22 protein-coding genes are annotated in these 24387 nt (G+C 69.8%); 5 read left to right on the forward strand and 17 right to left on the reverse strand.

Annotated elements, in window-relative coordinates:
- Positions 1–28 precede the first annotated feature (28 nt).
- Entirely contained in the window at positions 29–1708 is a 1680-nt protein-coding gene (locus HNV26_RS10365; protein ID WP_171441803.1) for a M61 metallopeptidase family protein, read from the reverse strand.
- A 207-nt stretch (positions 1709–1915) separates the two neighbouring features.
- On the opposite strand from HNV26_RS10365, the gene HNV26_RS10370 reads away from it, so the two are divergent.
- Complete coding sequence (locus HNV26_RS10370) at positions 1916–3535, forward strand: helix-turn-helix domain-containing protein (RefSeq protein WP_171441802.1); 1620 nt, start codon at positions 1916–1918, stop codon at positions 3533–3535.
- A gap of 7 nt (positions 3536–3542) precedes the next feature.
- Positions 3543–4418 (forward strand): tetratricopeptide repeat protein, encoded by an 876-nt coding sequence (locus tag HNV26_RS10375; protein WP_090493205.1) that lies wholly within the window; start codon positions 3543–3545, stop codon positions 4416–4418.
- Positions 4419–4464: 46 nt separating this feature from the next.
- On the opposite strand, the gene HNV26_RS10380 is transcribed toward HNV26_RS10375, so the two are convergent.
- The 3 genes from HNV26_RS10380 to HNV26_RS10390 form a co-directional block, all read right to left on the reverse strand.
- Entirely contained in the window at positions 4465–4950 is a 486-nt protein-coding gene (locus HNV26_RS10380; protein ID WP_171441801.1) for a hypothetical protein, read from the reverse strand.
- Positions 4947–5729, reverse strand: coding sequence for a sulfite exporter TauE/SafE family protein (locus tag HNV26_RS10385; protein WP_171441800.1), 783 nt, complete (start codon positions 5727–5729; stop codon positions 4947–4949). Before HNV26_RS10385 ends, HNV26_RS10380 begins: the two co-directional genes overlap by 4 nt.
- A gap of 90 nt (positions 5730–5819) precedes the next feature.
- Positions 5820–6713, reverse strand: coding sequence for a hypothetical protein (locus HNV26_RS10390; protein WP_090493211.1), 894 nt, complete (start codon positions 6711–6713; stop codon positions 5820–5822).
- Positions 6714–6854: 141 nt separating this feature from the next.
- Between HNV26_RS10390 and HNV26_RS10395 the strand changes: the two genes are divergently transcribed.
- The gene (locus tag HNV26_RS10395) at positions 6855–8450 is read left to right on the forward strand and encodes a leucyl aminopeptidase (RefSeq protein WP_171441799.1); all 1596 of its coding nucleotides are present in this window, start codon (positions 6855–6857) and stop codon (positions 8448–8450) included.
- 43 nt (positions 8451–8493) lie between these two features.
- Here HNV26_RS10395 and HNV26_RS10400 read toward each other — a convergent pair whose 3' ends face one another.
- The 6 genes from HNV26_RS10400 to ruvB form a co-directional block, all read right to left on the reverse strand.
- Positions 8494–9111, reverse strand: a complete 618-nt coding sequence (locus HNV26_RS10400) for a hypothetical protein (protein ID WP_171441798.1) — start codon at positions 9109–9111, stop codon at positions 8494–8496.
- 53 nt (positions 9112–9164) lie between these two features.
- Positions 9165–10400, reverse strand: a complete 1236-nt coding sequence (locus HNV26_RS10405) for a DUF4388 domain-containing protein (RefSeq protein ID WP_171441797.1) — start codon at positions 10398–10400, stop codon at positions 9165–9167.
- A gap of 25 nt (positions 10401–10425) precedes the next feature.
- Entirely contained in the window at positions 10426–11511 is a 1086-nt protein-coding gene (locus tag HNV26_RS10410) for a thioredoxin domain-containing protein (RefSeq protein ID WP_141592050.1), read from the reverse strand.
- Positions 11512–11558: 47 nt separating this feature from the next.
- The gene (lpxC, locus tag HNV26_RS10415) at positions 11559–12503 is read right to left on the reverse strand and encodes a UDP-3-O-acyl-N-acetylglucosamine deacetylase (protein WP_171441796.1); all 945 of its coding nucleotides are present in this window, start codon (positions 12501–12503) and stop codon (positions 11559–11561) included.
- Positions 12504–12970: 467 nt separating this feature from the next.
- Positions 12971–14446: a hypothetical protein gene (locus HNV26_RS10420; protein WP_171441795.1), complete on the reverse strand. Its 1476-nt coding sequence runs from the start codon at positions 14444–14446 to the stop codon at positions 12971–12973.
- A gap of 6 nt (positions 14447–14452) precedes the next feature.
- Entirely contained in the window at positions 14453–15487 is a 1035-nt protein-coding gene (ruvB, locus tag HNV26_RS10425; protein WP_171441794.1) for a Holliday junction branch migration DNA helicase RuvB, read from the reverse strand.
- Between the two features lie 202 nt (positions 15488–15689).
- On the opposite strand from ruvB, the gene HNV26_RS10430 reads away from it, so the two are divergent.
- Complete coding sequence (locus HNV26_RS10430; protein ID WP_171441793.1) at positions 15690–16769, forward strand: MBL fold metallo-hydrolase; 1080 nt, start codon at positions 15690–15692, stop codon at positions 16767–16769.
- A 3-nt stretch (positions 16770–16772) separates the two neighbouring features.
- On the opposite strand, the gene HNV26_RS10435 is transcribed toward HNV26_RS10430, so the two are convergent.
- The 5 genes from HNV26_RS10435 to HNV26_RS10455 all read right to left on the reverse strand — a co-directional run bounded on the left by HNV26_RS10435 (position 16773) and on the right by HNV26_RS10455 (position 21873).
- Positions 16773–18164, reverse strand: a complete 1392-nt coding sequence (locus HNV26_RS10435) for an ELWxxDGT repeat protein (protein WP_366816832.1) — start codon at positions 18162–18164, stop codon at positions 16773–16775.
- A gap of 408 nt (positions 18165–18572) precedes the next feature.
- Positions 18573–19181, reverse strand: a complete 609-nt coding sequence (ruvA, locus tag HNV26_RS10440) for a Holliday junction branch migration protein RuvA (RefSeq protein ID WP_171441791.1) — start codon at positions 19179–19181, stop codon at positions 18573–18575.
- Entirely contained in the window at positions 19178–19753 is a 576-nt protein-coding gene (gene ruvC, locus HNV26_RS10445; protein WP_011554951.1) for a crossover junction endodeoxyribonuclease RuvC, read from the reverse strand. The genes ruvA and ruvC overlap by 4 nt, the downstream gene beginning before the upstream one ends.
- Before the next feature lie 24 nt (positions 19754–19777).
- Complete coding sequence (locus HNV26_RS10450; RefSeq protein WP_140864744.1) at positions 19778–20527, reverse strand: YebC/PmpR family DNA-binding transcriptional regulator; 750 nt, start codon at positions 20525–20527, stop codon at positions 19778–19780.
- An 86-nt stretch (positions 20528–20613) separates the two neighbouring features.
- The gene (locus HNV26_RS10455; protein ID WP_171441790.1) at positions 20614–21873 is read right to left on the reverse strand and encodes a response regulator; all 1260 of its coding nucleotides are present in this window, start codon (positions 21871–21873) and stop codon (positions 20614–20616) included.
- Between the two features lie 105 nt (positions 21874–21978).
- On the opposite strand from HNV26_RS10455, the gene HNV26_RS10460 reads away from it, so the two are divergent.
- Positions 21979–22701: a hypothetical protein gene (locus HNV26_RS10460; RefSeq protein ID WP_171441789.1), complete on the forward strand. Its 723-nt coding sequence runs from the start codon at positions 21979–21981 to the stop codon at positions 22699–22701.
- Position 22702: 1 nt separating this feature from the next.
- On the opposite strand, the gene HNV26_RS10465 is transcribed toward HNV26_RS10460, so the two are convergent.
- Both HNV26_RS10465 and HNV26_RS10470 read right to left on the reverse strand, forming a co-directional pair.
- Positions 22703–24079, reverse strand: coding sequence for a sigma-54-dependent transcriptional regulator (locus HNV26_RS10465; protein ID WP_171441788.1), 1377 nt, complete (start codon positions 24077–24079; stop codon positions 22703–22705).
- A 16-nt stretch (positions 24080–24095) separates the two neighbouring features.
- The gene (locus HNV26_RS10470) at positions 24096–24338 is read right to left on the reverse strand and encodes a hypothetical protein (protein ID WP_171441787.1); all 243 of its coding nucleotides are present in this window, start codon (positions 24336–24338) and stop codon (positions 24096–24098) included.
- Positions 24339–24387 lie beyond the last annotated feature (49 nt).

The raw sequence follows: 24387 nt of genomic DNA on the forward strand, positions 1-24387 counted from the left end.
GGGTGTTGTGTGGAGGTCGCGGTTGCATTCAGGGTGTTTCGCCGTGGCTGCGCCGACCGACCACCGAATCACGCAACAGACTGTCTCGGGCGGGTACCAGCGAGACGCCGTTGGGTCCTTCCTGGACACCCAGCGCTTCTAGCAGACCGGCCTGCTCCGCAAAAGCAGGCCGCGGCAAGTGCCGCTCCAACAGAGCATTGAACAGCGGCTGTCCCGCGACGGCATCCACCGCGGCACCGAATGCCCCGAAGGTCGAGGAACTGCCGCGAGCCGCGAGCAACTCCAGCACGTCATCCAGCCCGCGCGTGTTTCCAGTGATACGGCGCAATTCCACGTCCAGATGCAACGCGAAGAGCGCTCCCGTCCAATAGACAGCGAGCGAAAAGCTGCCCTGAGACACGGCCTCCTGCATGGTTCGCGTGTCATTGCCCTCGAGCCCCCGAGCGAAGCCGCCCAGAAGCTCCTCCCAGGCGCGCCGCGAGTCCTGCCGTCCGGAGCGCGCACGCGCGACCTCCGTGTAGTAGGTGGCCAGCCCCTCCGACAGCCACGGCACGCGAGGCACGAAGACAGGATGGGTCAGGTGCAGCATCTCGTGGACGGCCACCCAGTCCCGCGCGAAGTCCTCCGGCCGCGCCTCCTGCCCCACGCTGATGGAGATGCTGGGCGGCGAACTCCAGCGCACCATGCCGAAGACGCTGGGCCCGTGGTGCCCGGGCGCGGGGATGACCCGCACGGTGATGCGCGGATGCGGGAAGGCGCGCCGCACGGTGCGGACCTCCTCCGCGGCCTTGCCCAACCAGGTGCAGACGGCCGCGTCGCTCAGGTGCTTGAAGTGCCCCAGGATGGCCACGTCCAACACCGCGTCTGGCAGGCGCACCTGACACCGGCGGCCGCCGAAGCCGTGGAAGCCCGAGTCCACCAGGTCTTCGCCGCGCAGCCGGTACACGCCATTCTCCCCGGGCTGCCATGGAAGCAACGCATCGGTGCCCACCAGCGACAGCTCCACGCGGAGGCCCGGCTTCACCACCCGCGGCCGGATGAGGTACGCGCGGCCCGCGACGTGCCGCGCATCGCCGTCTCCGGAGCCCTGGAAGAAGTCCGGGCCGCGCTCGCGAATGGAGGCGTCGAGCGCGTAGCGGTAGCGCAAGAAGCGCGTCCCCCGAGGCAGCAAGACGCGCCCCTCCTGGACGGGCAACGTCAGGACGCCCCCATCCTCCCGGTGCGCGGACACCGTCATCACGGCGCCCGGCTGGCTGAAGAGGAACTCGCGCGGCGTGCCTCGCACCAGCACCACCTCCACGTCCACCGCGTGCTCGGGCTCGCGCACGTAGGTGAGGTTGTAGCGCAGCGCCGCCACATCCTCCCTGGGGTGGTGGCGCAGCGGCGCCTGACACGACATCAGCGACAGGCCGAGCAGGATGACGGCGGCGGCCCGGGCACGCATGCGCAGCGGCGCCCTGCTCCACCTTCGCGGCCATCCATGCCCACCGTCCATACGCGGCGAAGGTTCGCCCATGACGCGCCGGAGGTGAATCGTCCCCCGGCAGCGTGCGCCCCGCTCATCCCCCACCTTCGATCGCACCCGAGCCCCGGGCTGTTCTTGTAAACCGGCGCTTTTCCCTTTACCGAAACGCGCCCCGCCCATGCCGCAGCGCATCAGTAAATGCTTGACAAGGCGATGTAGCGAGCGCGACGACAGGTTCCCCACACGCCCAAAAGGACAGTGATTTCATGAGGTTCAATGTTCCAATCCCCCGGCTCCGACCGCGGTCCAGCCGGTCCGTCGCAGGGCCGACAGGGGTCCTCGTGGATGAAAAGGATCATTGCAAATCGGTAAATCGATTTGCAGAGTGGGTAATGAGCCCGAGGCGCGCGCGGCCATTCGCGATCGCCGAAGGCGTCAACGCACCCGGCCATGAACGACAACGCACTGAACGCCAACGTGGGCCTGAAGCTTCGGGGACTGCGCCTTGCACGGAACATCAAGCAGGCGGACGCAGCCAAGGACCTGGGCGTTTCCCCCGCGTACCTGAACCTCATCGAGAAGGGTAAGCGGGTGATGCCCTTCCCCCTGCTCTGGAAGGCCCTGCGCTACTTCGACCAGGACCCCGAGCAGTTCATGTCCACGCTGGGCGAAGGCCGCGTGGACGAAGCGCTCGCGAAGCTGCTGGACGAGCCGCTCCTCAAGAGCCTCGACATCGACCCGGAGTCGCTCCAGTCCCTCTCCGCGGAGCCGAAGCTCGCGGGCACGGTGGCGGCGCTCTTCAACCTCTACAAGAACACCCGTACGCAGTTGGAGAACGTGCTGGCACAGCTCAACGTCGAGGAGCGCACGCGCGCCCAGGGCGGCCCGGGCAACGGCACCTCGCCCGGCGTGCGCTTCGACTACTCGCCCTTCGACGAGGTCAGCGACTTCCTGGAGAAGCACCGCAACTACTTCCCGGAGTTGGAAGAGCAGGCGGACGCGCTGCGCCGCGACGTGCGGCTGGAGCGGCAGATCACCAGCGGTCAGCTCATCCGGCTCCTGGAGGAGCGCTTCGGCTACCGCGTCCTCTTCGACGACCCGTCTCCCTCCGGCTCGTCCGTGGTGCGGCGGTTGGACCCGGAGGAGCGGACGCTGACGCTGTCTCCCTTCCTCACCGAACAGCCGCTGAAGTTCCAGATTGCCGCGTCCATTGGCCTGCTGGTGATGGACCGCGAGAAGCTGCTGGAGCGCGTGCTGGACGCGGGCCGCATGCGCCACGGCGAGACGCAGCGGCTCATCAAGGTGAACCTGGCCAACTACTTCGCCGGCGCGCTGATGCTGCCCTACGGGGACTTCTTCAAGGAGGTCCAGCGCACGCGCTACGACGTGGAGCTGCTGTCGAGCATCTTCGGCTCCACCTACGAGACGGTGGCCCACCGCCTGTGCAACCTGTCGGACCCGAAGCGCCCCGGGCTCCCGTTCCACTTCCTGCGCGCGGACATCGCCGGCAACATCTCCAAGCGCTACAGCGGCACCGGCATCCGCTTCGCCTCTGGCGGCGGCAGCTGCGCCAAGTGGGCAGTGCACCTGGCCTTCCTCAACCCGTCCCAGCTGACGCGGCAGTACTCCATCATGCCGGACGGCACCGCCTATTTCTGCTTCGCCAAGGTGCAGCTCCAGCCGATTGAGGGCTCCATCGTCAAGGGCACCGCGTACTCCATCGGCCTGGGCACCCACGCGGAGAACGCCAAGTACCTGGCCTACGGCCTGCCCACGACGGACCTGCGCAAGGACGCCATCCCGTCCGGCATCTCCTGCCGCTTCTGCGAGCGCACCGACTGCAACCAGCGCGCGGCGGCCAGCTACCGCTTCGCCTTCGCCTTCGACGAGTACACGAAGAAGGACTGCTTCTTCTCCCCCATCCTCGTCCACGAAAAGGCCGACAAGATGGAGAAGGACCGTCACTCGGGCGCCCATTCCTTGGCCATGGCCGCCAACGGGACTGACGGGAGCGAGAAGGACGATTCGTTGGACAAGACCTCCCGCCGCCGCAAGGGTGGCGACGCCTGAGGCCCCCATGCACCACCCGCCCGAAGACACCCAACGCACCCACATCCTCGACGCCATCCAGAAGCAGAAGAACGCGCTGGCGCCGCTGCGCATCACCGGCTCGCCCACCGAGGTGGGACAGGGTCTGGTGAACCTGGCCGAGCTGCACGGTCTGCTGGAGGACCACGCCGCCAGCCGGCAATTCTACGAAGAGGCGCTCGAGAAGTTCCAAGAGGCCAAGTACAAGCCCGGCCAGGCGCAGGCCCTGATGGGGCTGGGCGTGGTGAAGGCGAACTTCGAGGATCACCGCGGCGCCATCGAGCAGATTGCCCGCGCCGCCATGCTCTTCAACGAGTCCAAGGACCGTGAGGGCGAGGCCCTGGCCCGCGCCTGCATCGGCGAGTCCCTGCGCTCGCTGGGCCAGCCGGAGGCCGCCGAGGAGAAATACCAGGAGGCGCTCATCCTCCTGCGCCAGACGCGAAACACGGAGCGGGTGGCGCGGCTGCTCATCGACATCGGCGACATCCGCATGGAGAAGGGCGACTACGAGCCCGCGCGCAAGCGCTTCCTGGAGGCCGTGCCCCTGCTGGAGCAGGGTGATGACCCGGAGGCGCTCGCGCTGGGCCACCTGCTGCTGGGCGAGTCCGAGGGGCTCCTCGGCAACCACGAAGGTGCGCGCCCGCACCTGCTCCGCGCGGTGGAGCTGTACCAGGAGGTGCATGACCACGCATATGAGGCCCGCGCCCGCTGGGACCTGGGCCTGTCCTGCTACTACCAGCAGGACTTCGCGGCGGCCCGCAAGCAGTTCGAGACGCTGATTCCCCTCTACGGGGATCTGGGTCAGACGGGCGAAGTGGCCAAGGTCCAGAACATCCTGGCCCACTTCACCGCGCGCGGCGTGTGAGCGCTCCGCCCTGACACCGGGGAGAGCGCCGTCACCCGCGCTCTCCCTAGGCTTGGATGCCGGTGCCCACCGCGATGGCGAGCAGCCCCAGCACGCCCGCAGCCATCGCCATGTAGCGCCACTCCCCCCGCAGGCCCAGCAGCGTGCCCGCCACCGCGAGCCGCGCCACGGGCGTCACCAACAGCAGTGACGCGGCGCCCTTTCGCAATAAGTCGATGGCGACGTGCACGCGCTCGGATTGGGGCATGGCCTCCAGCCCCAGCGACAGGACGAACATTCCGCCGCTGACCACCGCGCCGACGCGCAGCACCCGTGCGATCCACCGGTCGCCCACCACCGCGCGCTCACGGTGGTGATGCCGCACCTGCGCCGCCGCCCCCGCGCCCGGTTGCCCCATGGGCGCCCCGTCCATGGGGGGCGTCAGCGACGCGGCGCCTCCCGTGACTGCCACGTTGCGCGCGACGGCGGGATGCTCCGCTGTCACCACCGACACGGAAGCACATGCCGCGCGTGCTTCCTCGGGTTCACTCACTTCAGGATGCTCGGCCACAATCCCTCCCCTCCCTTCCACAGCATCTGTCCCGCGACCACCAGCAACACCACCGCGAACAAACGCTTGAGCACCGCCGTGGGCACCCTCGGCATCAGCCGACTGCCCACATATGCGCCTCCCAGGACACCCACCACCAACGGTGACACCAGCGCCAGTTTCAGATGGCCCCTCAACGCGTACGCGGCAACGCTCGCGGCGCCCGTGACGCCAATCATCAGGTTGCTCGTCGCGCTGGCCACCTTGAACGGCACGTGCATGCCGTACGCCATCAGCGGCACCTTGAGCGGTCCCCCGCCCACCCCCAAAAGCGAGGACAGGCCACCGGCCACGAAGGAGCCGGAGATGCCCAGCGGGTAGTTGGCGGGCACGTAGTCGTCCATCGCGGCGGGCTCCTGGCGCGGCGAACGCAGCAGCAACATCTGCAGCGCCACGTAGAGCGTGAAGAGCCCGAACACCACCGCCACCATCGCCGGCGCCACCATGGCCGCCACCATGCCGCCAGCGATGGCGCCCATCACCGTCGCCAGCTCCAGCGACAGCCCCAGGCGGATGTCACTCAGGTGTTTGTGCACATAGCCCGCGGCGGCGGAGCACGAGCTGGCCACCACGCACATGAGGCTCGCGGGGATGGCTTGCTCCACGGGAATGTCGAACCCCAGCACCAGCGCGGGCACCAGGACGATTCCGCCTCCGATGCCGAGCAACGCCCCCAAGGTACCCGCGAGTGCGCCCACCGCGATGAGGAGTAGGACCGTCATTCCTCTTCGAGGATAGGAGCGGCCTCGCGCTTCGGACAGCGCCATTCCCCGAGGGAAACCGGGCTCGCCAGGACGCCTGCTCTGCGGGTGTCACGCCGCCCGTGCGCCCAGCGTCCCTTCGGGGAAGGCCTCCAGGAAGCGGGCGCGCGTACGGGGCGTGAAGGTGCCCCTCGCCATGTAGCCGTGCAACCGACGCAGGACGCCACGCGCCGTCTCCAGCGTGCCTTCCACCTCCGCGGCGAAGTCGAACGTGTCGTTGCGGTACAGCTCCTGGAATGACAGCCGCGCATAGGCCGGCAACGCACGCGCCCGGCCCATGGGACTTGAAAGGAAGAGGCCGGAGACGTACAGGCCGCGAACCCAGCCATCGACCTCCGACTTGCTGGGCGCCTGGCCCACACGCTCCTGTGAGGACAAACGGACCAGCTCGTAGAGGCCGCCGCCAATGCCCCGCCAGGGGAAGCCCAGGCTCTTCACCACCTGACACTTCTCCCGCACCCGCGGCGTGCCGAGCAGCTCCATGCCGTGCAGCTCGCGCAGATAGAAGAGCGTCTGCGCCCATTCGATGTCGCGGTGCGCCTCCAGGGCACGCTCACCGCGGCGGCGGTGTCGCACCACCAGCCTGTCCACCACCGGATACAGACGGCGGTCCAGGCACAGGTGCGTGAAGTAGCCCGCGAGCACCGCGAGGCCAGGCTCGGTGCCCACCAGCGCGCCGGAGGCCACCAGCTCCGCCATCTTCAGCCCGAAGCCCACCGGGGCGCGCTCATGGTACAGCCGCGCGAAGTGCGGCAGCTCCCGTTCGGGCAGGAAGGCGGCGAGCCCGCCCCGGATGCCTTCGCACAACGGGAGGTCTGGCAGCGCCGCGCCGAAGCGCGCGTACGGCAGGTCCTCCGACAGCGCACGCACCCAATCCGCCGGCAGCTCGCCCGGGTTGGCGGCCATCCGTTCAATGGCGGTCAGATGCATCAGCAGCGTGGGCATTCCCCACACTGCTACCCAGTGCAACGAAGCAATGCAATGCTCGAATGAAATCCAACGCTTTGCGTGTAACAGGGCGGGCGTTACAGTCCGCGCCCTTTCCACCCGCCCAAGCCTTTTCACCGTTCAGGAGTTCCACGGCCCATGAACTTCAGCTTCGTCTCCGGCGATGCCACACGGACGAGCGGCGACCTGCTCGTCATTCCCCTCTTCGAGGGCGAGCTGGGAGACAGCGCTCCGTCCTCCCTCTCCTCGGCGGATGACGCCCTGGAAGGGCGCCTGCGCGGCGCCGCCACCCAGGAGGGATTCAAGGGGCGCGCGGACCAGAGCCTGGTGATGCACACCCTGGGGCGCACGTCGCCCGAGCGCGTGCTGCTGCTGGGCCTGGGAGACCGCGCCCGCTTCCACCCGGAAGTGCTGCGGCTGGCCGCCGGCCGCGCCGCGAAGACGGCGCAGCGGCTCAAGGTCGCCTCGGTGGCGTTCGCCCTGCCGGCCACCGAGTCCGCGCAGGACGCGGTGCGCGCCGTGGTGGAAGGCGTGGCGCTGGGCGTCTACCGCTTCGACAAGTACAAGTCCTCCGCGCGCGAGGAGAAGAAGGGCGCCGCGAAGCTGGGCAAGGTGTCCCTGGTGCTCCCCCAGGGCACGGAGCGCTCGCGCGAGCTGGATGACGCGCTGACGCTGGCGCAGCGCGTCGCGGAGGCGACCAACTGGGCCCGTGACCTCGTCAACGAGCCGCCCAACGCGGTGACGCCCACGGTGCTGGCCGAGGCCGCGCGTCAGGCCGCGAAGGAAGGCGGGCTGAAGGCCACCATCGGCGGCCGTCGCGACATCGAGAAGCTCGACATGGGCATGTTCCTCGGCGTCACCGCGGGGAGCACCGAGGAGCCTCGCCTCATCCACCTGACGTACACGCCCAAGAACGCGCGCGACGCCAAGCGGCCGCCGCTGGCGCTGGTGGGCAAGGCCGTCACCTTCGACTCGGGCGGCCTGTCGCTCAAGCCGACGGACGGCATGGTGGACATGAAGACGGACATGGCGGGCTCGGCCGCGGTGCTGGGCGCCATGAAGGTCATCGCCGCGCTCAAGCCGCCCTTCCCCGTGCACGCCTTCATCGGAGCGTGCGAGAACATGCCGGCCGGCAACGCCTACAAGCCGGGTGACATCCTCACCTCGCGCCTGGGCAAGACGGTGGAGATCACCAACACGGACGCGGAAGGCCGCCTGGTGCTGGGCGACATCCTGACGTGGGCCACCGAGCACAAGCCGGCCGCCATCATCGACCTGGCCACGCTCACGGGCGCCTGCATCGTCGCGCTGGGCAACTACATCGTCGGCGCCTTCGGCGACCACGAGGAGACGGTGACGCAGGTGCTCCAGGCCGCGCGCACCGCGGGCGAGGAGATGTGGCGCATGCCCATCAGCGACATGCAGAAGGACGCCCTGCGCTCCGACGTCGCCGACATGAAGAACTCCGGCGAGCGCTGGGGTGGCTCCATCAACGCCGCCATCTTCCTCCGCGAGTTCGTGGGCGAGACGCCGTGGGTGCACCTGGACATCGCGGGTCCGGCGAGCAGCCCCAAGGAGCGTGGCTACCTGAGCAAGGGCGGCACCGGCGTGGGCGTGCGCACCCTGGTGGAGTACGTCCGCCTGCGCGCGCAGACGCAGGACACCGCGCCCGTCGAAGCGGCGCCCGCGCCCAAGGCCGGCAAGGCCAGGCCGGCCCGGAAGCGCGCGAAGTAGCGCGGCCGTCCAGACAGAGGGCGTCCCGGATGAAGGGGCGCCCTCAGCGCTGGGGAACCTTCCACGCCGTCGCCGGCCCCGCGAGCGGGCGGACGCCCTGGATGAGCGCGTCCACGCTCTGGGGCACGTCCGCCGCGGCCTGCGCCGGCCAGGTGGCCAGCATCATCAACACGCGTCCGGGGATGCCTTCACGCACGGCCACCTTGCCGTGCACGCCATCCCCCACCTGGAAGTCGAAGCCCACCGCGGTGTCCGACAGCGGAATGGGCGCCGGGTCCGTGGTGGTGAAGCCCGGGTGCTGGCGGAGCCCTTCGGTGAGCCGCTCCGCGAACTGCGTGGGAGAGGCCACCGCGGGCGCCACCTGCAACACCACCTGCGCTCCGGAGACGTTGTGGCGGAGGATGACGGGAATGGCGAGCCCCTCCGGCGTGCGCTCATTCGTCTCGTCCAACTGCCAGTCCGCCGTGGGCCGGATGATTTCGAAGCCCAGGTCCTCGTCCACGTAGCGGCGCGTCGTCGAGCGGCTGTCCTCGCTCGCGGCCTCCGCGGATGGGGCGGGCCCGGAGCCGCCGGTCCCCCCTTGCTTCATCGCCTGGCGAGCGCCACCGCAGGCCGTCGTCAGCGCCAGGAGTCCCCACACCCACTTCCGCATCGCGACCATGCCCGCTCCCCGCCCCGAACGCCGTGACGGCGAACGTGGGCACGGGCGAACCCCTAGACCAGTCCTCCTTGGAGGGTGCGGTAGGTGTTGGACAGCCGCTCCGCCACGTCCGCGGGCAGGACGTTTCGCGCTGAAAACAACGCATAGGACACGAAGGCGTCCAGGGCCTCCAACGTGAGGGCCCGGCCCACCGCCTCGCCGCCCGTGGAGAGGTTGGCCCTCAGCCGCGCCACGTCCACGCGCCCGTCCGCCGCCAGCGTCACCCCGGCGTAGGCATCCTCCAGGCCCTGCGGCGGCGCGTCCAGGAAGCCGCGCAGCAGGTCCGTGTCCCTTCCGGCCTCGCGCAGGGCCCGGTGCACCAGGGACAACAGCAGGTTGTAGCGCTCCTCCGCGGACAGCAGCTCCCAGGCCATGCCCTCCACGGCGGGGGCCTGGACTGGAGGCGGCGCCGCGGGATGGACGGCCACGTTGCCGCCGCGCACCGCTTCCTCGAGCCACGTGTAGAAGGCGTGCGGGCCACCTTCATAGGACGCGCGCAGGCTGGCCAGCGGCAGCCCGTCCGCCAGCCTGGCGAACAACCGCGACTCACCCGGCAGCGGTCCTTCGGGCCCCAGCGTGACGCGCGTGTCGTCCGGAAAGCGCCGGCGCAGGCGCGACACCAGCTCCGCCCGTTTGATGCCGGTGAGGACCAGGTCCCGCGTGCGCTCAGGCAGCTTCACCACGTCCGCCATCGGCGCGGGGCCTTCGACGAAGACGAAGCTGCCGTCCTCCAGTTCGAAGAGGCTGAGCACCACCTCACGCACCACGTACGTCATGGCGCTGTACAGGTTGGCCTCGGAGACGAGCCCTTCCGACGTCAGCACCTGGCCGATGCGGCGCGACGGCGTCACGCGCGACAGGGCCTGCGTCAGCTGCGCCTGTGTCAACAAGCCCAGGCGGAGCAGCGCAGCGCCCAGCCGCTCCCAGCGCTCCGTGGAGGTGGCGAACACCACCTGTCCGTCGCGGAAGGACACCGTGCGGCGCCCCGTGGCGTGCTGCACCGCCAGCAGGCCGCTGCGGATGCCGGACAGGACGTGGGCGAAGACCTCCTCCACCGACAGGGTGCGCAGGCTGCCGGCGAGGAAGCCAGCGAAGCCGGGCGGCTCCTGGAGGAGGACCATCCCCTCCGGCCCGTGGAACCAGGCCTGGAGGGGACGGGAGGGGGACAACCCCTGGGCGAGCGGCCGCTCCAGGTCGAGCGATGCCGCATCACCCGTGAGGCGGGGCGTGGCTTTGGGTCGTGTCGCCACTGCCCACCTCTCCGACTGCCGGGAACTACTTCTTCGGCGCGTTCAGCTCCGCGTCGATGATGCTCTTGAACTCTTCGAAGGGCTGCGCGCCGGACAGCAGGATGCCGTTGATGAAGAAGGCCGGGGTGCCAGACACGCCCGCCTGCTTGCCCTCGGCCAGGTCCTTCTGAACGATGGCGCCCTTCTCACCCGAGTCCAGGCAGGCGTTGAACTTCGCCGTGTCCAGCTTCAGGTCGGCGGCGTACTTCTTCAGGGAGTCCACGCCCAGCGCCTGCTGGTTGGCGAAGAGCAGGTCGTGCATCTCCCAGAACTTGCCCTGGTCGCCCGCGCACAGCGAGGCCTCGGAGGCCTTCGGCGCCTCCTTGTGGAAGTCGAGCGGGAAGTGGCGGAACACGATGCGGACCTTGTCGCCGTACTCCTGCTGCACCTGCGCCAGCGCCGGGTTGGCGCGGCTGCAGAACGGGCACTGGAAGTCGCTGAACTCGACGATGGTGACGGGCGCGCCCTCAGGACCGCCCTTGGCGGCGCCCGTGGCGGCCACCTGCTTGCGGACAACCGGGGGACGCGGCGGCTCCGGCAGCGTCAGCTTGACATTGGCGGACTTGCGCAGCTCCTCGAAGAGGGCCTGCGCGCGCTCCTGCTTCGGCTGCTGCGTCAGGAACTCCACGATCTGCGGCTTCATCTGCTCGTAGGTGGAACCCTCGGGCAGCTGGCCAGCGGCGCCGTCGTAGACTTCCTTGATGCGCTCCTCGGTGGGCGCGGGGACCTTGTCGTCGATCTCCGCCTTCAGGTACGCCTCTTGGGAGAGGCCGCGCTTCTTGGCCTCCGCATCCACGAGCTTCTCCGTCACCATGCCGTCCAGGCCACGCTTCAGGAGCTGCGACTTCTGCTTCTCCAGGTTGGCCAGCGGCTCCTGGAGGCGCTCGTTGAGCTCCTTGTAGGTGATCTTCTGCCCGTCGCCGAACGTCGCGACGACAGTGTCGGGCGCGGGCTCACCCGCGGCCTGCTGCGCCGCGGGAGCGGTGGCCGGCGCCTTCTCCTTGTTGCAGCCGGCGGTGAAGGTGGCCGCCAGGAGCGCGGCGAGGATGACGCGGGTGGGACGGTTGAGCATATCCCGCCCACTTAGCCGAGCCTTACCGGACCTGCAAGTTAATGACGTCAGGCGACAAGCGGCTCGAAGTCCAGCGCGCCGGCCAGTCCAGAGAAGCCCAATCCCATGCCCTCCAGCTCGCGGCGGCGGGCGGGAACGATTTCGTAGCAGCTCGGGTCGGACATCACCTTGCGCACCAGCTTGTGATTGAGCGCGTGGCCCGTCTTGTACGCCGTCATGTGGCCGACGACGGGCCGGCCGAACAGGGACACGTCGCCGATGGCGTCCAGGATCTTGTGGCGAACGAACTCGTCCGGGAAGCGCAGCCCGTCCGGGTTGAGGATGGAGACCTCGTCCACGACGATGGCGTTCTCCAGCGAGCCGCCCCGGGCCAGGCCCATCTGCTTCAGCTTCTCCACGTCGCGCAGGAAGCCGAAGGTGCGCGCGCGGGAAATCTCACGCGCGAAGTCCCGGTCACCGAAGTCCAGGTCGAAGGACTGGCCCTGGATGACGGGGTGCTCGAAGTCGATGGTGCAGCTGATGCGGAAGTGCCGGGCCGGCGTGAGCGAGGCCTGCTTGTCGCCGTCCACCACCGACACGGCCTTGCGGATGACCAGCAGCTCCTTGGGCGCCTCCTGCTCCCGCACGCCCGCGCTCTGGATGAGCGCCGCGAAGGGCGCCGCGCTGCCGTCCATGATGGGGACTTCCGGACCGTCCAGCTCCACCCGGAGGTTGTCGATGCCCATGCCGGCCAGCGCCGCCATCAGGTGCTCCACCGTGCCCACGCGGACACCCTCACGGCCCAGCGTCGTGGCCAGCGACGTGTCCACCACGTACTCCGCCAGCGCGGGGATGCTCACCGGGCGGGCGAGGTCCGTGCGCACGAAGACGATGCCATGCCCCGGGGGCGCCGGGCGCAGGGTGAGCGTCACCCGGGCACCCGAGTGGAGTCCCACGCCCTGCAGGGAGGCGATCTTCGAGAGAGTGCGCTGGTTGTAGGAGGACGGTCGCATTGTGGGTGTCGCCTCGTGGCTTCTCGGTGCTGCGGAGCTTCCGCTCCAGGCCCGCCGGAGGGCTGGAAACGTTCATCAGTGGTCTGATGTGACGCGCGAATCCAGCAAGCAGCATGCCACGTCCGTGTGACATGCCCGGCAGCGCCGAGGGCTTGAAAATCAGCTCCAACCCCTTGGAGTTGCTCGGCTTTTTCGTGCGTCTTCAGGGGCACCGGTTCCGGCCTGGCGCCCCTCCCCCCGTGGCGGATTGCTGATTCCCTCCTGAACCGCGACACCGATGTCGGGGATTTGTCATCCCCGCCCTTGGCATCCCCGCGCCCTTCCCCTCCTCACCAACCCGTGTCTTCCATGCAACACGGGCGCGTCCATAGCGCAAGGAACTCAACGACGCAAACACCCGCCGTGACAACACCTCCCACGCAGGGGCTGCCATGCGGGGTGACCAGTAGCGCCACGACGGGCCTGTATCAGCGTGCGGGGGTGGTGAGGAACCTGTCCCTCAGGGCTTCTGCGTCCTGGCGATCAAAGCCTCGGCCCTGGAGGTGCGTGCGGCGGCTGACGGAGTGGAAGGTGGACTCCAGCGTCTGGATGAAGCGCCGCAGGTCCTCGCCGAGCCGGGCGCGGATGCCAGGCCCTTCTGGAGGCCAGGGCAGCTCCACCAACAGCGAGGTGAAGCGGTCGAAGGCGTCGTAGTCGCCGTAGCGCAGCAGTTGGTAGCTGCCGTCGTGGAAGTAGCCCAGGAAGCCCTTGAGGGCGTCCAGCACGCGCTCGGCTGCGGGGACGTCCTCGGCGCGCAAGTGGGACTCCGCGGCGCGGCACAGCTGGGCGTAGACCCACAGGTCCTTGCGCAGGCGCAGCGCCGCCTCCTGCGGGCTCATCAGTTCGTCGAAGACGCCGTCGGCCAGCCCCCCGTTGGGCGCCAGCGCCTCCACCAGCGACACCACCTGCGTGCGCAGCACCGCCGTGAAGGCGGACGCGGCGCGCAGGGGGGCTTCCGCGTCGCGGTCCAGGTTGACCAGCACCTCGCGGGCCACGCGCTCCGTCTCCCGGGCGATGTCGCGCGCGGCGCGCAGCGTGGCGGCCTGCAGGGACTTGGAGCCGGCCTTCGGAGACAGCTCCGAGTGCATCCACGACGCCAGCGCGGTGGCCTCGCTGCGCACCAGCGCCAGCAGCACGCGCACACGGCGGGAGAAGGGCGGCTGCTCCTCCGCGTCCACGTAGGCCAGGTAGTGCAGCAGCCGGAAGAGGCCCAGGAAGGCGGTGGTGAAGGCGGTGCGCTGCTCCTCCTGGAGGGTGACCAGCGTGTCCAGCAGCCGCACCGACCGGAGCCGGTCGTATTCGACGCGGAACTCCAAAGGGCGGAAGGGACGGAAGTAGCGGTTGAGGACGATTTCCCGCAGGGACAGCTTGCCCACGTCCTGGAACAGGCCGAGGTTCGCCGCCGGTAGCTTGAGCAGGTGGTCCAGCAGGTTCTTCAGCGCGTCGAAGGCCTCGCGCAGCACGAAGAGGCTTTCGGGCGGCGTCTCCTGGTCCAGCTGCTCTTCGATGAGCGCGCGCCGGACGCGGTCGTCCGCGAGCTGGGTCTCCACGTACTTGCGGAAGACCATCTTCTGGTCGCTGTCCGGGTCCTGCAGGTGGCGCGCGACGCGGATGGCGCGGTCCATGGCGTCGCGCACGTCCGCCAGTTCCTCACGGAAGTCACGCGTGACGAGCGGCCTGTCGCGCGCGTCCACCACCGTGTTGAGGTTGAGGTAGCGCTCCACCGCGCGCAGCAGCATCTCGAACTCGAACAGCAGCTCCTCCCGCCCCTCTACGGGCACGCCGCGCAGCCAGCGCTCGCGTTCGGCGAGGAAGCCGGCGCGCGACGTCTGGGAAGCGCGCATCAGGTCGGCGTAGAAGTCGCGGGGGACGCGGGGCGGTGAGGAAGGCGTGTCCTGGCTCATGGCATCTCAGAAGAGGCTGCCCTGGGGCGTCGTGGGCGGTGGTTGCTTCTTGAAATACTGGTACGTGCGGTGCGTGGCCATCCGGCCCCGCGGCGTGCGCTGGAGGAAGCCTTCCTGCATCAGGAAGGGCTCGTACACGTCCTCGATGGTATCGCGCTGCTCGCCCACGCTGGCGGCGATGGTCTCCACGCCCACCGGGCCGCCGCCGAACTTGTCGAGGATGGTCAGCAGAATCTTGCGGTCCATGGAGTCCAGGCCGCTGGCGTCCACCCCGAGCCTGTCCAGCGACTTCTGCGCCAGCTCCAGGGTGATTCTGCCATTGCCTTCCACCTCCGCGAAATCACGCAGCCGGCGCAGCAGTCGGTTGGTGATGCGGGGCGTGCCCCGAGAGCGGCTGGCCACCTCGCGCGCGGCGTCCTTGTCCAGGGGAATGCCCAGGATGCGCGCGGAGCGGTGGAGGATGCTCTCCAGCGCCTTGGCGTCGTAGTACTCCAGCCGCTCCTGAATCTGGAAGCGGTCGCGCAGCGGCGAGGTGAGCAGGCCGGTGCGCGTGGTGGCGCCAATCAACGTGAAGGGCGGCAAATCAATCTTCATCGCCCGGGCGGCGGGGCCGGTGTCGATGGTGATGTCCAGCCGGAAGTCCTCCATGGCCGGGTAGAGGTATTCCTCCACGGCGGCGTTGAGGCGGTGGATTTCATCGATGAAGAGCACGTCGCGCGCGTCGAGGTTGGTGAGCAGGCCCGCGAGGTCCCCCTTTCGCTCCAGGGCGGGGCCGCTCGTGACGTGGATTCCCACGCCCAGCTCGTTCGCGATGATGTGTGCCAGCGACGTCTTGCCCAGGCCCGGCGGGCCGGAGAACAGGCAGTGGTCCAGGGCTTCGCCCCGGCTGCGCGCGGCCTGCACGTAGACCTTGAGCTTTTCGACGACGGGCCCCTGGCCCACGTACTCGTCGAACGAGCGCGGACGCAGGGAAGCCTCGAGCCGGACGTCCTCGGGCAGGACGTCTTCCGAGAGTGTGTCGGACTTCCTCGCCATGACCATCCGGACCCTATACAGGAAGGCCGCGCGTGTCGCCGCACATCTGGCGGCGATACATCCCGACGGCCGCCGGACCCGCCAGCCAGGCGGGCGCGGGCAGGGGAAGGTGGGGCCCTCTCCCAGCGTTCCAGGCACAGCCCCCCGCCGATACTCCGAGGCGATTGAAGTGCGCCTGCCGTGTGCGAGAGTCGAGCCTGGAGACCGCATGAACACGAGCCCTGCGTTTCGTCCCCTCCCCTCCCTGGCCGGCGCGCGCGCCGAACCCGTGCCCGGGCTCCGGCTCCAGAAGCTCCGCCGGGCCGCGTTGGATGCGAGGGAGGCCTTTGTGAGGGAAGGCCCGGTGGCCGCGGTGGCCACCTGCGACCTCGTCACCTTCCCCTACCCCGCCCAGTTCGCCTTCAGCGGCGCGGCGTCGTCTCCGGCGCCCTACGTCATGCTGACGAACCGGATGCAGGTGGTGCAGTTCGTGGACCGGGAGGGCGCGCGGCGCACGCTGCTGTTCAACCCCTCCGACCACGAGCGCGGCGTCTCCGCCCCTTTCTACCGCGCGCTGCGCGAGCGCTACGGCGCCTTCGTCTCAGACAAGGTGATGTCCACGCGGCACGGCTCGGTGCAGAGCCACCTGGCCGCGCTGGGCCTCATCCCGGCGGATGTGGACTACCTGGCCTTCGACCACCTCCACATCCAGGACCTCCGCGGCTGGCTGGGCGGTGACGGCATGCCCGCGTACTTCCCCCGGGCCCGGCTGCTGGTGCAGCGCGCCGAATGGGAAGTGGCCCTGGAGCCGCACCCCATGCAGGCGGTGTGGCTCGTCCCGGGCGGCGCCGACATCCCCCGCGAGCGCGTGGTGCTGCTGGACGGTGACGTGTGGCTGGGCCAGGGCGCGGCGCTGCTGAGCACCCCGGGCCACACGCGCGGCAACATGTCGTTGGCGGTGGCCACCTCGCGCGAGGTGTTCGTCACCAGCGAGAATGGCGTGGCCACGGAGAGCTACACGCCGCTCCAGTCCGCCATCCCCGGCGTGCGCCGCTTCGCCGAGCACATGGGCTGGGAGGTCGTCCTCAACGGCAACACGCGCGAGGACTCCCTGGACCAGTACTCCTCCATGGTGGTGGAGAAGCTGTTCGCGGGCACGTCCTCAGTGGAGGGCGCGTTCATCAACTTCCACCCGTCCTCGCAGCTCACCGCGCACGTCATGGCGCCCGGGCTGTCGCCCACCATCGTCCTGCCCGCGCCCAACTTCGGCGACGTGCGGCCCACCCCCGCGTCACGGCGGGCCGCCTAGCGCTCAGCAGTCCTGGCTGAAGCAGAGCCACCAGGGGCGGAAGGGTACCGCGTACAGCTCCTGGTCGCTGTCTCCGTCCGACGCGGCGAAGAAGATGTTGAAGCCGGCGCGCACGAAGTTGAACGGATTCGACGACGCGGCCTCCGGCGCGATGTCCAGCAGCCGACTCGTCACCCAGGGGTGGCCGGCGCTGTACCAGACCTCGCGCCCGTTCCCCGCCGTCTCCGCCGAGAAGAACAACCAGCCGGACTCGGCCTTGAGCCCCGTGGGCACGCTGCCCATCCGCCCCGGCGCGATGTCGCGCACCATCATCGTGCCCTGCACCGTGCCGTCGGTCCGCCACAGCTCGCGGCCATGCACGCCATCGTCCGCGGTGAAGTACAGCTCGCCGCCCAGCGCGACCAGTTCCTTGGGCATTGAACCGTGGGGGCCTGGCCAGAGGTCCCCGACGAGCCCCGTGCCCTCCGCCGAGCCATCACTTCGCCACAGTTCGCCGCCGTGCACCGCGTCGCCTGGGTTGCCGTACCAGTCGCTGGCCCCCGCCAGGAAGTACAGCGTTTCATCCAGCGCGGCGAGGTACGCCGGGTAGTCACCTGGAAAGGTCCGCACCCGCTCGGCGGACGGCGGCGCCGTGCGCGCCACCCACAGCTCGCCCTGCTCCGTGCCCGGGTCCAACAGGAAGAACAGGTGCCGGCCCGCCGGCGTCAGCCCGAAAATCACCCCGGCGCCGTGCTGGGAGAACAGCCGCGCCGGCCGCCCCTGGCGGTCCACCCACCAGAGCACCGTCTCCGCGGCGTTGGCGGACACCAGCGCCAGGCCCTTGCCCCACGCCGTCAACTGGCTCAGAGCGAGCGACCCTGCGCCGGGCAGGAAATCGTGCACCCGCTCCGTGCCCTTCTCCGTGCCGTCGGTGCGCCACAGCTCGCGGCCGGACACTCCGTCATTCGCCGTGAAGTAGAGGGCGCCGTCCACCTCGGTGAGGAACTCAGGCGCTGCGCCCACCGTCCCACGCCGCACGTCCCGCACCAGCACCGTACCGCCCGCCGTGCCGTCCGTGCGCCACAGCTCCGCGCCATGCACGCCGTCGTCCGCGACGAAGTAGACCCAGGGCCCCACCCGCGTCAGGTTCCGAGGCTGCGAACCCGCCGGGCCCGGCCGCAGGTCCCTCAGCCGGAGCGTCTGCCGCGCCCCATCGATGCTGGCCCACAGCTCGCGGCCACTCACGCCGTCATCCGCGCTGAAGACGAGCACCTCGCCCGCCCGCGCCAGCTCCTGCGGCTGCGAACCCGTCAGCCCCGGTCGGATGTCACGCAGCCGCTGGGCCGTGTCGCTGCACACCGCCCAAGGCTGCGGAAACAGGACGGGCGCCTCGCGCCTCCACGACTCCGTCGACACGTCGACAGATGCCTGCGACCCGGGAACGGCCCGCGCCCATTCCTCCCCCGCATCACCTTCCACCAGCGGCCCACACCCTGCAGTTCCCCCGCAAAGCAGCAACAGCCCCACAGGAATGGCACGCCATGACGTCATGTATGCAACCCTCATCCTCGGCGCCGTGCCGGCCCTCGCCGCTGGAGCTGGAAAGTGTCACCCATGCCGGATGCTCCTACTCGGACTCGGGTAGGAAATCGCGTCTGCTGTCCGTCATCACGCGACGCATGACGACTTTTGAAGACAGGGCAACACTGGGGCCTTCTGGCCCCAGCGTCTTTCAAGCTCTCAAGGGGAGAGAGGACGGTACGGCCCAGCCGTTCTCCCGGATTTTGCCGTCACAGCGCCGTCACACCCGATGTGTCGTAGCGATCAGCCGCCGGAGCGGAGCGCCTTGAGGGCCTCGCGGAACAGCGCCTGGAAGGTGGCCTCCGCCCCCAGCCGTTCGCTGGCCAGGTCCGCGGCCTTCTCCGCCTGGGGCTGCTTGTAGCCGAGGTTGAGCAGCGCGGAGACCAGGTCCGCATGGGCTCCGCTGACGGCGGCCGGCGCGCTCCCGCGCGACACCGCTTCCAGGTGAATCGTCTTCACCTTGTCCTTGAGCTCCAGCACCAGCCGCTCGGCGGTCTTCTTGCCCACGCCGTGAATCTTCGCCAGCCGCGCCACCTCGCCCCGCGACAGCGCCGCCACGAGCTCCGGTACTTCCATGCCGGACAGCACCATCAACGACAGCCGGGGTCCCACCCGCGACACGCTGTTGAGCAGCAGGAACACCTCTTCCTCGCCCTTCGTCAGGAAGCCGAAGAGGTCGAAGGCGTCCTCGCGCACCACGGTGCGCACACGCACGTCCACCGGCTGTCCCTCCGCCGGCAGCTTCCCCAGCGACAGTGAGGAGAAGTTCACCCGGTAGCCCACGCCGCCCACGTCGATGGTGGCGTCCTCCAGGTCCTTCTCCAACACCGTCCCACGCAACCGCGAAATCATCTCGCCTCCGGACGCCGGTACGCGGGCGCCAGCCGGTCCGCCAGCAGCGCCGCCGCGCCCTTGCGCTTCTTGCCCGACGCGGACGCCGCCGGTACCGCGGCCCGCCCATGGTTGAGGTGGCACAGCGCCACCGCCAGCGCATCACTCGCGTCCGCGCGCTCCAGCACCGACGCATCCAGCTCCAGGAAGGTCCGCACCATCCGCGCCACCGCGTCCTTCCCGTCCGCGCCGCCCGCCCCCACCGCCTTCTTCACCTTCGCCGGCGCGTATTCGAAGACGGGCAGCCCCGCCTGCGCCGCCGCCAGCAGCGCGACGCCGCGCGCATGCCCCAGCACCAGCGCGCTGCGTGCGTTGCGAAAGGTGAACACGCCTTCCACCGCCACCGCGGCCGGGCGGTATTTCACCAGGGCCGCCGTCAGCGCGCCGTGCAAGTCCCGCAGGCGGTCCGACAGCGGCAGCGCCGGATCGCCCTTGATGACGCCGTGGCCCACGTGCACCAGCCGGCCCCGCTTCTCCTCCACCACCCCGAAGCCCATGAACCGGCTTCCCGGGTCAACGCCAAGCACGCGCACGCTCCACTCCGTTCCAGGACTCCGCTACTGCAACAACGAATCCAGCATCGCGTCTTCGATTTCGTAGTTCCCGTGCACGTTCTGCACGTCGTCGTTCTCCTCGAGCGCGTCCAGCAGCTTCAGGAGCTTCTTCGCCGTGTCCACGTCCAGCGCGACGGTGTTCTGGGGGAGGAACACCCACCGCTGCTGCCCCAGCGGCAGGCCCGACTCCTGGAGCCGTCCCGCCACCGTGTGCAGGTCCGCCGCCGCGGTGCGCACCTCGGAGCCTTCGTCCCCCAGCATGATGACGTCCTCGGCGCCCGCGTCGATGGCCTGCTCCATCAGCTGGTCCTCGGAGGGGCCGTACTTCACGCTGATGACGCCCTTCTTCTGGAACATCCAGGCCACCGCGCCCTCGGCGCCCAGGTTGCCCCCGTACGCGCTGAAGGTGGAGCGCATGTCGGCCGCGGTCCGGTTGCGGTTGTCGGTGAGGCACTCCACCAGGATGGCGACACCGCCGGGGCCGTAGCCCTCGTACGTCACCTCCTCGTAGTTCTCGCCCTCCAGTTCGCCCGTGCCCTTCTTGATGGCGCGCTCGATGGTGTCCTTCGGGATGTTGGCCTCGCGGGCCGCGGCCAGCGCGACGCGCAGGCGGGCATTGCCGGAGGGCTCACCGCCACCGAGCCGCGCCGCGACGGTGATTTCCTTGACGACCTTGGAGTACAGCTTCCCCTTGGTCGCGCCCATCGCGGCCTTCTGGCGCTTGATCTTCGACCACCGATTGTGACCGGACATGGTGGGTGTGCCTCAACGGGCGCCCAGCGGATGGAGCACCCCGCGCCGGGCCTTGTCCCCTACCGAGGGCCGCCGAGTCAAACCCTTCAAACGCCCGCGTCGTCGGACCGGACAGCCCCCTCCAGCCCCTCCGCGCCACTCGGCGCGCCGGGGACCTTCTTGGGGAAGTCCAGGATGACGGGAGGCTGAGAGCCTCCAACCAGGGTGCAGGGCGCGGAGGCCCCATCCCCATCACAGGCAGCGGGGGCCGGCTCCCGTGCCTCCACCGGCACGGCGTCCACGGAGGGCGCGGGCTCGAAGAAGCCAGGCACCGTGGCCCCACAGCGCGCCCGCTCACGCTCCTCCACCAGGCACGCGGGCACCAGGATGCCCAGCGCGAACAGCCGCGTGGACGCCTCGTACGCCACCGCCTCCGGGAACTGGCACTCCAGCAACATGGCGCGCAGCGTGCGGCGCCCGTCGAAGAGGCGCACCACTTCGCCCACGTCCTCCGGCAACGACGACAGCATCTCCGCCAGCCGGGCGAAGTCCACCGTCAGCCGCGATGCCAGCGGCAGGCCTCGGGCACGCAGCGCGTCGAAGCGCTCCAGGCCCTGCAGCACCGTCTCGCACAGATACGGGCGGTCCATGGTGAACGAGCCCTTGTGCAGTTCGGGCCCCAGCATCACCGAGTAGTCCCCCGCTCCGAAGCAGAGCATCCGCCGGAAGGCCAGGCTGCCGCGCTCGCCATTGAAGACGGCGTCCACCACCAGGCCGTGCCGGAAGGCGAACCAGCCCTGGCCCTCCGCCATCACCACGCGGCCAGAGCGGACGCCCGCCAGCAGCGCTCGCGCCACGTCCGTCAGCGGCAGCCCCTGCGTGTCCGACTGGAAGGCCGCGTCACCGCTGCACCGGCCCGCCTTGAGCCGGGCCAGCGCCACAACGTCTCGCGCGTCCACGGGATGGGCCAGATAGTCATCCGCGCCCACGCCGCCCGCCAGGTCCCGGTGGAAATCCTCTTCACGCCGGGCCAGCAGCAGCACCGGCAGGTGCGCCGTGCGCGCGTCCGCGCGAACCTGACCACACAGGCTGAAGCCGTCTCCGTCCTGGAGCTCCACCTCGGTGACGACCAGTTGCGGCGCAGTGCCACCTTCCGCCAGCGACGCCAACGCGGCCTGCGCGCCCGCGACCAGCAGGACTTCGAAGCCCGCCTCCGCCAGCGCAGCGGCCAGCACGGCCTGCGCGCCCGGCGCCGAATCCACCAGCAACACCCGGGGCCGGCCTCGTGACGCATGGCGACGCGTCCCCGCGTCGGCCAGGGCTTCCGGTCCGGCATACGTGGAAGGTTGTGGGAGCGCGGTAGCCATGAATTACTAAATCTTCGCGCCAAGCCGGACAAATACGCAAGGTGCCGACAAGCCCCTGGAATCGTTGGGGTTTCCGCCCGCCGCTCTGCGGGGTAGGGTGCATGCATGATGCGTCCCGGCTGCTTCGGCCCACTCGTGTCCGCGCTGTTGCTCGTTTCCCTGGAGTCCGCCGCCCAGGCGCCAGCCCCTGCTCCCGCCGACGAAGCGCCGCGCGTCACGACGTCTGACACAGCGCTCCTTCGCGGCACGAGCGAGGACCCGCTGGGCGCGGTGCTGGCGCCAGTGACGCTGCCGGACGGAGCCACGGCGCTCCATGGCTTCGTGGGCGCACCGGAGATCGGCGTGGGCTTCCGGCAAGGCATCGCCGGCTTCGAACTGGAGGCACGCGCGCGGCTCCAGTGGTTCCAGCTCTCCGCCGCGCTGGAGCTCGCGGTGCGGCGCCAGGTGCTGGAGCAAGGCATCCTGTCCCTGGCGCCCACGCTGGGCCTGGGCGTGGTGCTGAACTCGGGTGCCACGTACATGGATGACCGGAACTACTCCGGCGTGCTGTTCCGCGTATCACCCGGGCTGGTGGCGGGCTGGCGCGTCGCGGACACGGTGTCCGTGCTGGGGTTGTTGGACGTGCCGGTGGACATCGGCCTGTCCAACGGACAGTCGCGGCGCATCCAGGCGCTCGGCGGTGGCGGCGTGGAGGTGTACCTGGGCAGCAACCTGTCGGCGCTGGCGGCGGGCCAACTCGGCGTGGAGTCCTTCCAGGAGCGCACGGGCGAAAGCCACACGCGTCTGGGCTACAGCGTACGACTGGGCCTGGGCGTCCGGCTCTTCTGACTCACGTCAGTCCAAAGCGCTCCAGCTTCTTGAGCAGTCCCTGGCGCGACAGGCCCAGCGCCTCCGCCGTGTGCGTGCGGTTGCCATTCAGGCGCCGCAGGGCCTCCTCGATTTCGCGCCGCTCCAACGCTTCCACCTTCTGAGCCAGCGTGGTGGTGCCCGGCGCGCGAGTGGCGTGCAGCCGCTCGCTGCCGGTGAAGGACAAATCCTCGGGCTGGATTTCACGCCGCTCTCCCGCCAGCACGGTGGCGCGCTGCATCTCATGGCGCAGCTCGCGCAGATTCCCCGGCCACGCGTGGGCCAGCAGGGCCTCCGCCGCGGCGTCCGACAACAGCCGGGCGCGCCCGTCCGGGCACAGGTGGGCGCACTGATTGAGGAAGTGCTTGGCCAGCAGCGGCAGGTCCGCGGGGCGCTCGCGCAGGGGAGGCAGACGGATTTCAACGCCCTTCACGCGCCAGTAGAGGTCCTCGCGAAAGGCGCCTTCCTGAAGCATGCGCCCCAGGTCCTGGTGGGTGGCGGAGATGAGCCGCACGTCCACCTGGACGGGCCGGTCCGCGCCTACCGGAAGGATGTCCCCCGTCTCCAACGCACGGAGCACCTTCACCTGGAGGGACGGCGACATGTCGCCCAGCTCGTCCAGGAAGAGCGTGCCTCCGTCCGCCTCCGCGAAGAGGCCGCGGTGGTCCCTCGTCGCGCCGGTGAAGCTGCCCTTCACGTGGCCGAACAGGGCGCTCTCCAGCAGCGACTCCGGCAGCGCGCCACAGTTGATGGGAACAAAGGGCCCGTCGTGGCGGCGGCTCTTGAGGTGGACGGTGCGCGCGAGCAGCTCCTTCCCCGTCCCATTCTCGCCAGTGACGAGCACCGGCAGCGCACTGGCCGCCACGCGCTCCGCCAGGGACGTGGCCGCCAGGAAGGACGCGCTCTGCCCTACCAGGGAGACACCGCCCGCCGCGCGCGTGAGCGAGCTGCGCAGCGCCTCCACCTGCCGCTCCAACCCCACCCGCGCGAGCGCCCGCTGCGCCACCACCAGCAGCACGTCCGGGTCCACCGGCTTGGTGAGGAAGTCGTACGCGCCCAGGCGCACCGCATCCAACGTGTGCCGCGTGTCCCCTGCCCCGGACACGACGATGACCTTCGTCCCAGGCTTCGCGCTCAGCAACGCCGCGAGCCCCTCCAGCCCCGCGGAGACACTCCCGTCGGGAGGCAGCATCAGGTCGAGCAGCACCAGGGGGAAGTCGCGCGCGTCGAAAGCGGCGCGAGCGGAGGGCCGGTCCGCGGCTTCCACCACCTCGTAGCCCGCCTCGCGCAGCAGCCCGCCATAGACCTTGCGGAACGCGGCGTCGTCATCCACGAGCAACAACGGGTGCGGTGAGGACATGCGTGTCGCCTCCGCCTCAGTCCGGAAGCGGCGCCTGGCGTGGCGTCCCCATCAACTCCAGGGTGCGCAGAGCCACCTGGATGAGCGTCTGGGCGCACGGCTCACACCCGCCGCCACAGCACCGCGGCCAACGGCCTTCCGGGTTGCGCAGCAACGGGCGCACACAGGACTGGTAGTAGCTGGGGAAGCCGAGCTCCTCGCTGGCGCGAACCAGCGCGGCTTCGAACGGAGGTGGCGCGGATTGGGTGACGTCGGACACGGGGCTGTTTTAACAGCCACCGTGTCCGCTGCCCACCCGCCCGCGCCTG

Origin of the sequence: Myxococcus xanthus (assembly GCF_013116825.1) — a bacterium.
GTDB classification, from domain to species: Bacteria; Myxococcota; Myxococcia; order Myxococcales; family Myxococcaceae; genus Myxococcus; species Myxococcus xanthus_B.